Source organism: Runella aurantiaca (assembly GCF_003339505.1).
GTDB lineage: Bacteria > Bacteroidota > Bacteroidia > Cytophagales > Spirosomataceae > Runella > Runella aurantiaca.
Map to the genome: position 1 here is coordinate 91,792 of NZ_QPIW01000015.1, position 14,492 is coordinate 106,283.

Sequence of the window (14,492 nt, forward strand, 5' to 3'; positions counted from 1 at the left end):
TTAAACTTAACTTATGCGGGTTGAGGTTGTAAGGTACTTTTGGCTTTTTGTGTTGAATAAACGCCGAAAAAACGGATAAACATTACATAGACCAACCACATACTGAGATCCTGTGGGCGTGCTCCTGAGAACAGAGCAATAAGAACAATGATTGAAAAATAAGCCAGAAACAAAGACAAATCGTTGGCTGGTCTGAAAAATTGCTGAAGGGCCGTAAAACCCATTACCACAAAGAAACTATTGAACAGAATAAAGCCCAATATACCCTGATTTACAAGCGCTTCGATGGCTGGCACATCAAAAAACTGGGCCTTGTATCCTTCCCCAAACAAGATGGTTCCGAGGGAGCCTTCTCCCAAAAAAACCTCAAAAACGTATTTAAAACTATACACCCTATTGACCGAAGAGTGGTCAATCGATGCCGTTTTTTGGTCTACTTCAACGCCAGTGACGGTATAAATAACACTCCCGAAGCGCGACATAAAAGTATTAAAATATACCCCAAGCGCATACGACGCAAACTGAAACTGCGAAAGTAAAAAAGCAACAATTCCGTACACTACGGCGGCAATAGCCAACACTCGCGGCTTAAATATAGAGGCCACCATACCACGACCGTGCAACGTAACATAAATGAGAATCATGACACCTAAGCCAATCAAACTCATGTTGGTCCGGGCCAGAATTAATACACCAACGGAAAAAATAGCAATCAAGAAATAGCAAATTTTGAAAATCCAGTTTTTGGTACGCCCTGCCACCAACAATGCCGAAAGAATAGAACACAACGCATTATTGGCATAGGCGTGGGGGTTACTATTTTGGGTATTGGCCGCAAATTTAATGGCGGCACGCTCCCCAAACGTCCAGTGAGGGTCTTTGGTCAAGCTGTATAGAAGGCCAATGCTGGCTACTAGTGTGTAAAAGACCATGACTTTAAGCACAATATTTGCTTTATCATTGGGATAATACATGGATGCAAAAAGAAACACAACGGGTATGATGTAAGTCAATGTTTCTCGTAGCTTTTCTGGAGAACCCGCCGGACTTGGGTAATATTTCCAATACACCCATCCCAACACCAAAAAGCTAAACCAACAAACAAAAAGAGTTTGGTTAGGCAAAAATATAGTTCTGAAAATATTCAGAGGCATTAACAATGCCAACCCAACTGCCCAATACAATATAGTAAACGTACTTCCTTGAGGACCAATACCGAAACCATCCCGAACGATAAAAACAATCGGATATGCGTTCCAAAGCATGTTAATCCCAAGCGCCTGGCGATAGTATTTCAATTCCTCCCACATTGTTCCGTCACTTATTTGAATAATCCATATCTAAAAATGCAGTAAATAGCCCGAAAACCGTCCTTCCAGTTGATTTTCTTGCCTTCTGCATAGGTTCGTCCATAATACGAAACTCCCACTTCGTAGATTCGTATATTGGGTATTTTCGAAATTTTAGCGGTTACTTCTGGCTCAAAACCAAACCGTTTCTCGTTTAATTCAAGCCCCTGAATCAAGTCAATTCTGAAAAGCTTGTAGCAGGTTTCCATGTCCGTCAAATTCAAATTGCTGAACATGTTGCTCAAAAACGTCAGGATTTTGTTCCCGATTGAATGCCAGAAAAATAAAATTCGGTGCGCTTTACCACCCATAAAACGTGAACCATATACCACATCGGCGTGGCCATCTACGATGGGTTGTAATAAAATATTAAACTCTTTGGGGTCATATTCTAAGTCAGCATCCTGAATAACGACATAATTACCCTGTGCTCTGCGAATCCCCGTATGTAGGGCTGCACCCTTTCCTTGATTTACTTCATGCTTAAAATAAGAAACCTCCACGCTGGGATTCATTGCCTTAAACGCAAAGATTTGTGCTTCTGTCTCATCTTTTGAGCAATCGTTTACCACGATAATCTCTTTCTCAAAACCACCAATCAACTCCACAGAGGCAACTGCTTTCAAAACGGTTTGAATCGTTTTTTCTTCGTTATAAGCGGGAATTACAATGCTAAGTTTTAAACTCACGATTAATTATTTTAAATATTTTTGCACTGATTTAATAGTGTCTTCTACTCATTCTCAAGCTACAGTTAGTCAACTTTTTAAGAGCGGTAACGTAGTCGTAAATAGTTCAAAGCTGGTTTTTCGACCAGATACGTAATCCCTACCGCTAATACCAAAGCCCCCACCAACGCCACAAGGGCCGCTGGGATAAATTGCCAGCCTAGTTTATCGCGCAGTAAAGTTACAACTCCATTCATAAAATAATGGTGAATTACATAAAGGCTGTACGAAATTGTTCCCAAAAACCGCGTGATACGGTTATTAATCCACTCCAAACGTTGACTTACAAACAAAAAGAAACTCCCAAAATAAAGCGTACTGACGGCAATGTATTCGGGCCAGCTTAAAAACAAATTGCTCCGACCCGTTTTTTCAAATAAGAATAGCGTAAGGATATAAGCCAGCACAATGCCCCCAACACGCTGCAATCCATAACCTTCCGTATAAATTTTATAGTAAAGAATACCCGCCCAAAAAAGTTGAAAATGATTAATCAGCGGAAAGCCTTCACGAATAGAAGCATACAAAGAAGGATACGAAACACTGGCCCACCCATGAACAATCGCCTGAATAACGACCAGCGCAAATCCGTACCACTCAAGGTTTTTAACTTTATTGAACAAAAATGCCAACAGCATCAATCCATAAAAAAGCATCTCCACAATGAGCGTCCAGTAGGATTCGTCTAAGTCTCTCACCCCAAAATAATGCTGAAACATGCTCATATTGGCCAAGTAATCACCCCAAGAGATGTCACTGTAGCCCCAATATTTTCCGATGAGCATCCAAACAGCAGTCAATGTAACTGCTACCCAATACACTGGATACAGCCTCGAAAAACGGGCAAAGACAAAATCTACGGCCCGGGTGGTTTTATTGAGCGTCATGTAAATCACAAAACCGCTGATAATGAAAAATAAATCAACACCAGTCACTCCCCATGAAAAATGGACTGGAGCTTCGGCCTGATGTAACGTAAGATGGAAAAGAACGACCGCCAACGCTGCAATGCCCCTAAATGTATCTAATGTAGCTAACCGCTGTTTTTTATTAGACATAATTGATTACAGGTACAATTCACTTTGCGTTACAAAGTTGATTTTTTTACTTTGTATTTCAAAGTGAAATTTAATTTTCTCAAAAAACTACTCTTTCGAAAACAGCAACTTTTGACAAAATACCTCCGAACGGTAGTCCTGAAGGTATTTATTTCCATCAATTACGGGATTCTTTTGTGATAAATAAGTACTCATGGCATCTGCAATGGCTTCAGCCCGGTGAGGAGCAACCGTAATACCAAGTTGGTATTGGCTGACCAATACGCCCATTACCCCAAGTTTAGAGGCAATTAGCGGCTTACTGTACTTAGCCGCCAAGCCCAGAATATTGCTGGAGCTAAAAAAATTGATGTAAGGGACCAAGACAATATCCGCAATTTTAAAAACTTCATTGGTAGCAGCAGGGGCAAAAAAGTGAAAGTGCTTGATAAACAACACCTCAGGGTATTTCTTTTCTGCCTCGTTAATAGCCGCAAAAAGCGTAGTATCGTAGCCTTTTTCGGGCTCTCCACAAATCAAAATACTCAGTTGGCTGCGCTCTTGGTGAGTCAATCGCTGCAACGCCGCCAGAATGGTAGGAACGTTTTTGCGGGCTGATAAATGTCCGTATATCAAGAAAATTCGGCGGCCCTCCGCTAAGCCGTACTTTCTTTTTAAGTCTACTACCGATGTAGTGGTGATTTGCGCCACGTCAATCGGGTCTGGCAAATGCTCAAATCGCGGGCCAAAACGTACATTGTACTCTTCTACGCCCTGTTTATCGTTCAGAAAGAAAATACGTTCTAGCTGTGGATTGCGCAGCATCCATCGCATTTGCCATCCTTTCCGCCATCCTCGCCATTCGCGGCGCAATTTGTCGGTCAGGGTGGAGTCGTCTTCATAATATTTACGGAAAGGTAAAAATAACAATCCCGAAAATTTTACGCCCAAATTACTTATCGAAGTCCTTCCCAGCTCATATTGAAAGGCATCAATGTGCATAAAAATCAGCCGTTCAACCTTATATTTATGAATCAAATCGGTCAGGTAGCGCATTTCGGCCCCCGCCCTTCGCAATACGCTGGTCAGGGCTAAAAAAGAGGCTAATTGTTCTGAATCAATGTAATGAAACTGCACCAGCGATTCATCCGCACGGAATCGGTCACGAGCTCCTTCGTGCAAAACAAACACAAACTGGCTCCGAACTTCTTCGGGCATTTTTTTTAAATATTCCACCAAAAACTGCAAGTAATCTAAATGATGCCCGCTGATGTCTCGGTCGTAAATAAGGGTGCGTACTGGGAGTTGCATCATGCGTTTACCAATTCTTTATACACTTCTAGCGTTTGTTTAGCCGTTGTTTCTGCCTTAAAAAGCGGCACTCGCTCATAGCCACGTTGGCGCATTTGCCCTTGAAGCGTTTGACTATAAACAACCTTTTCGATGGCGTCTTTGATAGAATCTTTATTTTCAGCTTCAAAATAAACGCCTGCTCCGTCCGCAATTTCATCAAAAGAGGTTCCCCCAGTCACCGCCACTGGACAGCCACAACTCATCGCTTCTAAAACGGGTAAACCAAAGCCTTCCATCAACGACGGAAACACAAATAACTGCGCCCGCTCATACAACTGAACCAGCGTAGTATCATCAAAAATGGGGTGATAAAGTACTTGCTTCTGCACTCCCGCTTCATTTATTGAGCGAATTTCTTCGTTTGAAAATTTTCCACCACCCGCACAAACCAGATGTAAATCTTTGTCTTTGAGCAGAATAGGCGCCATAGCGGCCAGAAAAGTATCGAAGTTTTTGTAATAATCTCGCTTCCCAACAAACAAAACGTAACGCTCAGGCAGCGTTAGTGTTTTTTGTCCGATAAGCGCGGGTTTATCAAGATAATTACCCAAAGGAACCACTTTTATTTTGGTTTCATCGACGTCAAAATACTCCAAAATACCCCGTTTGGTAGCTTCTGAAACCGAAATAACGATGTCGGCGCGTTTGAGTAACTGTTGTTTCAAATCCGAAAGTCCTTCGCCCAATACTGGAAATATTTTTCCGTATTTTTCACTCAATACATCATGAAAAGTCAGCACCATTGGCTTTTTTCCTACCTTATCCAAAAAGTAAGAATGATAGTAAGTAGGGTGAAAAATGTCGAAATTTCCCAAACTCAGCTTGGTAGAACTGTAGAGGCGATTGAGCCGAGAAAATAATTGATTGACCCGGGGATTATTGGCAAATTGCTGATAACGAACAGGATGTGAGTAGTTTACATCCCGAAGATATTCATTATTTGAAAATTTTAATGCTAGTTCAAATTCAATGTCCGGGCATCCCGCAAAAGCATTCATCAGCTCATAAAAATACCGGGAAATACCGCCATACTGGGTGCCGGTAAAGGTCTGGTGGTCATAAAGAACTTTCATGCAGCACTCATTAAAGATAATAAATAGGCCGCTATTTGCGGTTATTTCCCGCAAAAGTACAAAAAAACTCTATCTGAATGGTTATTTACTTATTTTATGGTAAATCGGAAAATAAGTAATCGTATCCACAATTGTTCTCAGCATATCCTTTAACCCTTTTCTGAAGGCAGAATCTGGAGAATGAAGTGATTTTCGTAATGAAAATACGGGCGGTATAACAGCTGTATATTGCTTAAGCCTTTCTTTATAGCTGCTCAGCAACTTAGCCGCCCCCGAGTCTTTTATCATCTTTTTTACCTCTGTTCCCTCTTCCAGACATTCTTTAAAATTGAAAAACACCAAGGGTTCAGTTAGGTTAACAACCCATTTATTGTCTTTGAAAGTGAGCACGCGTTCGTGTAAATTTTGCAAACCCACATTCCAACCGATATTCTTATAAATGCAGCTGTTCTCAAAAAGAATGGGGACGTAATTCAACCAAAGTTGGTCATGATTCATGCCGTTGCATAGGTCCAGATAGGCTCTGTCGGTGAGTCGTTGCTGCCACCACTCCAAAAAACGAAACGTATTTTGGCTTTTACGTACGGCAAAAAAACCGTTGTCGTACATTCCAGTATTGAGAAACATTTTCTCGTCTCCGTAGGTCGATTTTCCAAACTTGCGGGTCAACCGGGGCGTCAGGACAATATCATAAGTGGTTGATTTTTGGAGAATATCATCAAAATTACCAAAAACAAACGTTGTCGGGTCAAAATAAATGACGTGTTCAATGCCGTTTTGTAGCAAGAAATAACTTGCAAAAAAAGGCTTTGCGGCGGCCACAAGCGCGGGCGTATCGTATCGTTGGTGCATTTCAGGAATCACCTCAAACGGTAATTCTCGAAACTGAACCACATTCAAATCACTAGTCGCCACCTCTCCTACCATCCCTATCTTAAACGTCAATTCCTTCGGAAGGCTATCGGCCAAAACCTGCGCAAAGGGGTAATGTTCTGCCGAACAAACGGTAAATATTAAAGTCTTGCCAGCCATTTTTCAAACGGTTTTTTCAATAATGCCCTTATGCGTTGGTACTTGTACAGCGGCTCAGACTTGATATAATAGCACGGAAACTGCCGATAATACGCATTATGATTACGTAATAATTCGTCGCGATAATAGTCAAACAACGGGTTTAAATCCGGCCGTTGTTCAAACGTAAATCGGTTTTGGTATTTGGAAATAACGGACGGCTTAGCGGGGTCGTAGCCGCTGTAATGAAAAAATACGACTGGCTGTCCATTGACAAAATGTCCCTTTTCTTCCTCTGTAAATGTACGTTCGTGGAGATTCCAGTAGGCTGCATTCCAACCAGGGTGCTTTTCTACGTGCACATTGTTCCAAAACACGGGCGCAAAGTTGACCCAATGTTGGTCTACAAAAAGGCCATTACAAAGGTCTATCTTACACTCGTCAAATAGTTTCTCTTCCCACCACTTCACAAAATCCAAGGCTTCGGGACTTTTATGAAGGGCTATAAACCCAAGATTATAAACACCCGTATTGAGGTGATGTAACTCGTTGGGTGTGAGTTGGTCTTCGATAGGCGTAGCCAAATGAGGCGTTAAGACAAAGTCATTTTTTTCGAGCAATGCTTCCAACTCCGCGAGCGGCTGATAAACGATAATATCAGGGTCAAAATAAATAACGTTTTTCACCTGAGGAACTTTACCGAAAAAATACTTGAAAAAATAAGGTTTAACGGCCGTATTTAGTTCTGTAATATTATAGTGCTCACACATTTCATCCAGCCCGTCGATGCCAATTCGGTGCAATTCGAGCAGTTCAAACTCGGGGAGTTTATCTACTGGAACATTGGCCGTATCTAAACGGTCTACTAGCCCAATAACAAAGCGAATATGCGGATTGGTACGCTTTAAAGAATCCCCAAGCGTACGGGCTTGGGCCAGATAATTGATAGAGCAAAGCGTAAAAGCTAAAGTCATTCCTGTGATATACGTTACGGTTCCTGTTCGTCTTTCGGCCTCGCCATGAGTAACGACCGAAGGGATAGAGCTAATAGTTATACAATTGAACCGATGGTTTCTTTAATTTGACCAATACCAATGAACCCGTTCGATAAATGGCCTCGATTTGTGTTTTGGGCAGGTACCTGTCAATGAATTTTTCATTGTCACTCAATACATAATCGTACGCAAATATCTGACGCGCATTGGGCAATGCCAAATAATCTTTTTCAAAAACAATGTATCTAATTTGCCAATCTTCTGACATCCGAGGCCGAAGGATGCTCCAATAGCGGTAAAATCCTACGCTTTGTTCCAACAACATTCCTACCCCTTTTGAGCTGGGCTCAATGCGTTTGGCAAGCTCCTTAAAATCGTAATAGGTATTAGGATAATCGTGGTCGCAGATGAAAAAGTAATGCGCCCGTTCGTATTTAAAAATATGCTCACTCTCAAGTTTATAATAATCCAACGCGTTCAGTTTTGTCACAATTTGTTGCCTTTGTGCATAGGGCAAATCCTGCTTTAAAGGATAACAAGGCTCGGGTTTTGCGAAATTATAATAGCTTCCCAACGCTTCCCGGTACTGATTTTCATTGGCACCAACTGGCACACATAGGTGGCGCGGGATGTATCCCAACCAATATTTTGACGCATATCTAATCGGGAAAAGAGGCTTGTTAAAATTGTCAACAATATAGGGTATGGCGGTCAAAACGAAGAAATAACCTAAAATAACTCGCCCTCTAGCGGGCCAATTGGCCACTAAAAGCCCGACCAGTAGAGTTCCCTGTGCAAATACTGGCATGTGGGTTCTTGAGCTCCAAAATTGAAATTTAGCCGAACTGCAAAAAATAACGAAACCGACCACCGCACAGACCAATATCCCCTTAAATACACCCTGTTTTTTCTGAAAAAGCAGCCAAAATGCGGCGATACAAATGGCAATCAACAGCAAAAGATTTCCCGACATATCTTCCTGAATCACAAACTGCGTCCGGTAGTTATCCAGCGACAGTTGTGGATTGTTGATATCCTCTCCAATCAGGGCATGAAATTTCGCCATCACAGCATCTATTTTCGCGTTGTAACCCGCGCTGGGAAGGCCTAAATGCAACCCAATGTTTTTGGCGACATTGCTCAGTGTACAGGTGAAGCAGTATTTCTCAACGGCAATGTTTTCAACAAACAAAGAGCTACCAATCTTTGGGCTTAAAATTGACCCAAACAAAGCGTAATTCCGACTAAAAAAAGGGCCAAAAACCAATAATAACGTTGTTAATGCAACCCCAAACGTTGAAACAGCAGTTTTGAGTCCTTTTTTTCGAAGTATTTGAATCCCAATCCAAAGGCAGTACGGAAACGCATAAAAGAAAACGGGGTATTTCGTAAACCCGCCCAACGCCAAACAGACACTCATCCACCAAACATCTTCCCACCTGAATTCTTGTAGCAGTTTTATTCCAAAATACATGAAACAAGTAAAGAAAAACACCGCTACGTAATCATTTTGGGTAGTGGAAGCCTCCAAAATGCCGATGGGTAAGGTAAGTTGTAAAATACTGACCAAGACTTGCACGCCAGATTTAAGCCCCAATTGTTTGGCAATTGCCCCCACACTTGCGACCGTACCAAGCATAGCCCCCCATTGTACCACATTGACAAAATAATCGTGACCACTCAGCGCAAATACATGAAGCAGCAAATATTCCGACATCACATTGTGATACAACTGCTGTACATGAATCGTCGGGAAGTGATTTACGTTGTGGTTTTGCAACCAATACACCACCCGCGTAAGATGATAATTGTTGGAGTCCACATTATTGGGCGGCGCATAAACGGCCAAAAACAACAATGGCAGAACAATGAGCACACCGCACAAAATCAACATAATCTGCTCACTGCCTGAAAGTTGCCCAAACACTCGTCCCCCTGAAATATCATGCGGTCGGTTTCTCCAAAATAGATAAAGTCCCGCGCCCAGCGTCAATAGCCAAAACAGCCACAGAAAGAAAGGCGTAAGTAGATTAAACGCAGAAAGCAGCTCGGTCGAAACATAGACCAAGACTCCTACACTCACCAAAAACTTGATAAACGTTACTCGCATAGGCCTTGAATGATATGCACCACTTTTTCTACGCTTTCGTCGGTAGGGTGCCGTTCTAGGACTTTGCGTTTGGCATTTTGTCCCATTTTTAAGCGCAAGGCATCATTTTCAACCAGTTCGATGATTCGATTGCTCATTGCGACACTGTCTAGATACGAAACTACAAAACCCGCATCCTCTTCGACCAACTCAGGCGCACCACCCGCTTTTTCAAAACACACAATCGGTTTTTCGGCCAAAGCAGCCTCCAAGACCACCAACGGGTACGGGTCTTCGCGAGAGGTAAGCGCAAAAACGTCAAATTGGCTTAAATAATGGAACACCTCCGAGGTAAGCCCTACGTGGATAATACGTTCTGAAAGTCCCATTCTTTCGGCGTCGAAGCGTTGAACTTCGTAGAGTTCAGACTCAACGGGCATTCCCACCCACACAAAATAAACGGGTTTATTACCAAAATGCGTGATGACCTGCTGTGCCACCATCATAAAAATATCATTGCCTTTCCGCCACTCGGCATGGCCACAGCCGCCAATCAAAACAGCTTCGGCTGGCAATCCCATCTTTCGACGGATGTTTACTTTTTTTGCTTCTGCAATATTTTTAAGAATCAGCGGGGTATCTATAATTTGAAACGTACTGATTTGATTTTCAGGATACGAATATGTCTTCTGAAAATAAGCCGCCACCGCTCGCGAAACCACAATCAGGTGATTGGTACGACTCATGAGATAAGCCATGTCCTGCGGGTCGCTGTATTTTTTGATTGACATTTCCAGCTCATGCGCAAAGAGGACAGTGGGCGCCGAAATAAAATCCAACTGCCGATACGCGGCAGCTGCTCCGATGGTATTGGCAAAAATAAGCCCAAAATCCTGCGCCGTAAACAGCTCTTTAAAGCGCCGCCAGCGACGTTTCAATACCTTCTGTTTTGCCCAATTATCCAACGACAGCAAAGAAAGGAGTTTTTCCACCAAAGGATTGAAATGAACATCCCCCAATCGAGGTAAACGGGTAGTGGAAACCAACGACCTGAATTCCTCTTCCAACGGCCCATCGCTGCAAAGCAGTAGGTGCATGGGCAAATTATGCTGTTTGAGTTGCCGCAACAACTGTAACAATACAATCTGTCCGCCGGCACGATTGGCATCGTGGCTTATGAAGAGGATTTTTTTCATTAAAATTTCGTCAACAGTTTTTGCCAATTATCCAATTGACGATTTACATCAAACGTTAATGCTCGTTCGCGAAGCACATTTTTATCAATAACAATGGAGCCGTTCATGACTTTTTGCATGATGTCGGCCAGTTTGGGAATATCAAACGCGGGAGCGACTTCGCCCATTCCTGGCTGTACAAACTCACTGATTCCGCCCGAATTAAAGCCTACCACAGGTTTTTGTAAATAAGCCGATTCAATCATCACCAACGGGAAAGGGTCCTCGCGAGAGGTCAGCACAAAACCGTCGCAGATGTTGAGATAATCATAGTAGTCTTGTCCACCTTTGGCCCCTAAAGCAATAAAATTTAGGCCTTCTCTTTTTACCCGTTCTTCCAAATAATACGAAACCCCATACTCGCTACCGCTTCCTAGCCACACCAGATACGCGTTTTTGGGAAGGTGTTGCAGCAAATCGGGCACTATATCGTAGCCCTTACGCATACACATCGTACCCGACATCAACCACACAAAAGCATCTGCTGGCAATCCTAGCTCCTGCCGCAAGCGAGCCCGGTCTTTTTGAAGATTTATTTTTTGGGTATCGATAAATGAATGCAAAAGGTGAAGATTAGGGGCTCCCATTTTTTGAAGTTGGTCCACCACAATTTGTGAGCATCCAAGTGTAGTCTGCGCATAGGTAAGCATTTCCGCAAAAGAATCGGCCCGGAGCGTATCGAATGTCTCTAGCAATTCATGCACGTGTACCACATAGGGTACCTTTAATTTACGCGCCAACCGCGCAAACTGCGGCATGGTGATTGTATTGAAATACCATACATCTGGCTTAAACTCTTGGTGAATTCGCTTAATATAACTCTCTTCTGGCGTCAGTCCGAACACCCGATGATAGACCGCCTCTACCGAATAATAAGGTAAACCACGGTGGAATTTATGAATATAGGTAGCGTCGGCTGGGGAGTTCTTGGCAAACAGTTCTCCCGCCTGACGCGCATAAACTGCTGTTTTTATATCGCTTCCTGTCAGATGCTTAATCAGATACCAAAGTACCATCTCCGAACCTGTCCGCGCGCCGGTAGGGGTAAAAAATAAAATCTTCATGCGTTAGACATGGCTCTTTGGATCGAGCTTATAAAAATAAGGCTTGTTACGAATGATTTTCCAAAAATAGGTAGAAAACAGCCAAACTTTACGTGTGAAGTCTTTTTGTTGCTCCAATTCCCCAAATGGATTCCGAAACTTACTCGCATTAAGGGCTATTTTCCACCCAAAATAGACGGGAATCATCAAATAATAGTTGAGCATAAGACCCAAAAAACGCCCAATGCCGAATTCTTTTCTCACCCAAACCAAGTTTGAAAGTTGAATTTGGGGATAAAAACGATTGATAATGGTAATCAACACTTCTTTCCTTTTGGGATTACTTCCCCACTCATGGTGAATGTAACCGCAATCTTCAAACACTTTCAGCTTGCCGACGCGCCCTAGTCGGCAGTTCCACTCCACATCTTCACCGTACAAAAAGAAGTCTTCATCCAATAACCCTGCCTTGTCGACCGCTTCTCGTTTGGCCAACAAAAAGGCCGCTGGAATCCAATCCACTTGGTCGGGGTCGTCGTAATGGGTTTCAGGGATTAATTTTTCGAGCAATGTCTTAAAAATTTGCCCGGGCGGCAACACGTACAGTGTCCGCTTAAATACGGCTAAACTGCGGTAAAAAGGGCGTGGAGTACGGTCCGAAAAAAGCTGAACACCTCCGCAGGCAACGGTCTCTGGCTGCGCATCCAAGCGCTGTACGCAACGCGTAATGGTATCTTCAATAAGCTCAGTATCAGAGTTAAGCAACAAATAATAACGTCCTTCTGATGCCCGAATTCCCGCGTTATTTGCCCTCGAAAACCCCGCATTATAACCCATATTGAGCCATTGAACGTCGCTAAATTCACGCGTTATGATTTCCCCCGCACCGTCTTGCGAGTCATTGTCGACCACGATAATTTCAAAGCTAACTCCTTTGGTATGCTCATAAATTGAGCGGATACAATCGGTGGTTAATTTGAGGGTTTTATAGTGAATGATGATAATCGAAACGTCCATTCAAAAAACATTTATCATTTATCAGCGAACATTTATCATTGAATATCAGCCATTTTTGGCCATTTGGAAGCCCTCAATGCTGAATGATAACGGGGCCGCCCGTGCGGTGTTAAACGATCAATGAATTAATATACTTTATAACTTGGTGTAGGTCTTTTTTCCGCAGGGCTTCCCATGTAGACCCCCCAAGCTTCCGTATTTTTTGTAATAGAAGCAGACATTGCCACAAGCGTACCTTCGGCAATGACCGTATAGTCGCGAATCGTGGCATTGACCCCAAAAAACGAATACGATTCTACTACACAGTGGCCCGAAAGCACCACATGCGATGTAAAAAATACGTGGTCTTTAATGACCCCGTGGTGGCCAATGTGATTCCCGCTCCATAGTACGCAATTATTGCCGATTTTGGTGAAAGGTTGAATGGTATTATCCTCTAAAATGAAGCAATTCTCACCAATTTCATTGCCAAATAACGTGGCTTTTGAACTAATATAACTGATAAACTCGTAGCCTTTGGCTTTGGCATCGAGGTATACTTTTTCGCGGTTTTTATTCATTTTCCGACCCGTCATGGGCGCAAAAAACTTAAACTCCGACGGCGGGAAGAGGGTTTCTACCTCTTCAAAAGCAACAACGGGTAATCCCCAAAAAGTGGCTTCCTTTAAATATTCCCGATTGACCGTAAAAGCCACTACCTCGTGGTCGGAGTCGTGGGTTAAATAAAAATGCGCCAGTTCCGCCGTGTCAAGCACTCCAAAAATTACAACTTTAGCCATTTTTTTATCCTTAATTGTCTTTGGTTAAGCATTATGTACTAGGCAATTCCATTTTCAATAAACGTTTAACCAATGACTTTCTTCTAAACTAATTCATATTCGTTCAAAAAACCCTGAATTGTGGACACGTCATTAAACATCATAATGTCCACAATCGATAGCCAAGGCACAAATTCATTTTTGAATTGGGGATACACAATCGGCTTTGCTTTGATAAAGTTTAACCGAATTTGATTTTGCTCAAACACGGTTTTATCGTACAACTCCATACCCCCAATCGGATTAATATAATGCGCTGCTTTTTCTTGCTGACAAATATCCAAAATTCGTTCCTGCGCCTTCAGATGGGTATTTTGATAGATACTAGAACTCGACACAATCTCGGTTTGAATATCGAGATAATCAACTAAAATCCGAAAACCATCGGCAATCCAGTCGCTCAGTTTTTCGGCATCTAAGTTGATAATTTTTTCGGTGACTGCAAAAGCCGTTGAATAAAACGGCGCCTTTTTATAGGCTTGCTCAAGTGTTTTGAGCAGCTTTCCCCGCCATTTGGGGTCATTGCCCAGGTAAATTTCGTTGATAAGCTTATTTTGACTGGCCTCTTTGAGGGGAATCGTAAACAAATACTCCTGACCATTTACCAATATCCGATTCCGGTTAATCCAACCTTTATTGATGTAATTGACATCATCATACAACACAAACTTATCAACACCATTCAGCAGTTGCAGGTACCCAATGTAAGGCAAAAAATAGGGTTGCATAATGGCAAGGCGCATA

At 42.6% G+C, this 14,492-nt stretch carries 13 protein-coding genes; all 13 read right to left on the reverse strand.

Annotation, left to right across the window (positions count from 1 at the left end):
• Window positions 1-11 precede the first annotated feature (11 nt).
• The 13 genes from DVG78_RS17985 to DVG78_RS18045 all read right to left on the reverse strand — a co-directional run bounded on the left by DVG78_RS17985 (window position 12) and on the right by DVG78_RS18045 (window position 14,491).
• Window positions 12-1,265, reverse strand: a complete 1,254-nt coding sequence (locus DVG78_RS17985) for a hypothetical protein (RefSeq protein ID WP_147277113.1) — start codon at window positions 1,263-1,265, stop codon at window positions 12-14.
• 56 nt (window positions 1,266-1,321) lie between these two features.
• Window positions 1,322-2,038 carry a glycosyltransferase family 2 protein gene (locus DVG78_RS17990; RefSeq protein WP_114462437.1) on the reverse strand — a complete coding sequence of 239 codons (717 nt, stop codon included), beginning with the start codon at window positions 2,036-2,038 and terminating at the stop codon, window positions 1,322-1,324.
• A 77-nt stretch (window positions 2,039-2,115) separates the two neighbouring features.
• Entirely contained in the window at window positions 2,116-3,135 is a 1,020-nt protein-coding gene (locus tag DVG78_RS17995; protein ID WP_114462438.1) for an acyltransferase family protein, read from the reverse strand.
• An 87-nt stretch (window positions 3,136-3,222) separates the two neighbouring features.
• Window positions 3,223-4,428: a glycosyltransferase gene (locus DVG78_RS18000; protein WP_114462439.1), complete on the reverse strand. Its 1,206-nt coding sequence runs from the start codon at window positions 4,426-4,428 to the stop codon at window positions 3,223-3,225.
• Complete coding sequence (locus tag DVG78_RS18005) at window positions 4,425-5,540, reverse strand: glycosyltransferase family 4 protein (protein WP_114462440.1); 1,116 nt, start codon at window positions 5,538-5,540, stop codon at window positions 4,425-4,427. Before DVG78_RS18005 ends, DVG78_RS18000 begins: the two co-directional genes overlap by 4 nt.
• An 81-nt stretch (window positions 5,541-5,621) precedes the next feature.
• Window positions 5,622-6,572: a hypothetical protein gene (locus DVG78_RS18010; RefSeq protein WP_114462441.1), complete on the reverse strand. Its 951-nt coding sequence runs from the start codon at window positions 6,570-6,572 to the stop codon at window positions 5,622-5,624.
• The gene (locus DVG78_RS18015; protein WP_114462442.1) at window positions 6,554-7,525 is read right to left on the reverse strand and encodes a glycosyltransferase family protein; all 972 of its coding nucleotides are present in this window, start codon (window positions 7,523-7,525) and stop codon (window positions 6,554-6,556) included. The genes DVG78_RS18010 and DVG78_RS18015 overlap by 19 nt, the downstream gene beginning before the upstream one ends.
• A gap of 70 nt (window positions 7,526-7,595) precedes the next feature.
• Window positions 7,596-9,656 carry an ArnT family glycosyltransferase gene (locus DVG78_RS18020; RefSeq protein ID WP_114462443.1) on the reverse strand — a complete coding sequence of 687 codons (2,061 nt, stop codon included), beginning with the start codon at window positions 9,654-9,656 and terminating at the stop codon, window positions 7,596-7,598.
• Window positions 9,647-10,831 (reverse strand): glycosyltransferase family 4 protein, encoded by a 1,185-nt coding sequence (locus tag DVG78_RS18025; RefSeq protein ID WP_229598260.1) that lies wholly within the window; start codon window positions 10,829-10,831, stop codon window positions 9,647-9,649. Before DVG78_RS18025 ends, DVG78_RS18020 begins: the two co-directional genes overlap by 10 nt.
• Window positions 10,831-11,934 carry a glycosyltransferase family 4 protein gene (locus tag DVG78_RS18030; RefSeq protein ID WP_114462444.1) on the reverse strand — a complete coding sequence of 368 codons (1,104 nt, stop codon included), beginning with the start codon at window positions 11,932-11,934 and terminating at the stop codon, window positions 10,831-10,833. Before DVG78_RS18030 ends, DVG78_RS18025 begins: the two co-directional genes overlap by 1 nt.
• A 3-nt stretch (window positions 11,935-11,937) precedes the next feature.
• The gene (locus tag DVG78_RS18035; protein ID WP_114462445.1) at window positions 11,938-12,930 is read right to left on the reverse strand and encodes a glycosyltransferase family 2 protein; all 993 of its coding nucleotides are present in this window, start codon (window positions 12,928-12,930) and stop codon (window positions 11,938-11,940) included.
• Between the two features lie 125 nt (window positions 12,931-13,055).
• Entirely contained in the window at window positions 13,056-13,709 is a 654-nt protein-coding gene (locus DVG78_RS18040; RefSeq protein ID WP_114068060.1) for an acetyltransferase, read from the reverse strand.
• Between the two features lie 83 nt (window positions 13,710-13,792).
• The gene (locus DVG78_RS18045) at window positions 13,793-14,491 is read right to left on the reverse strand and encodes a WbqC family protein (protein ID WP_114462446.1); all 699 of its coding nucleotides are present in this window, start codon (window positions 14,489-14,491) and stop codon (window positions 13,793-13,795) included.
• Window position 14,492 lies beyond the last annotated feature (1 nt).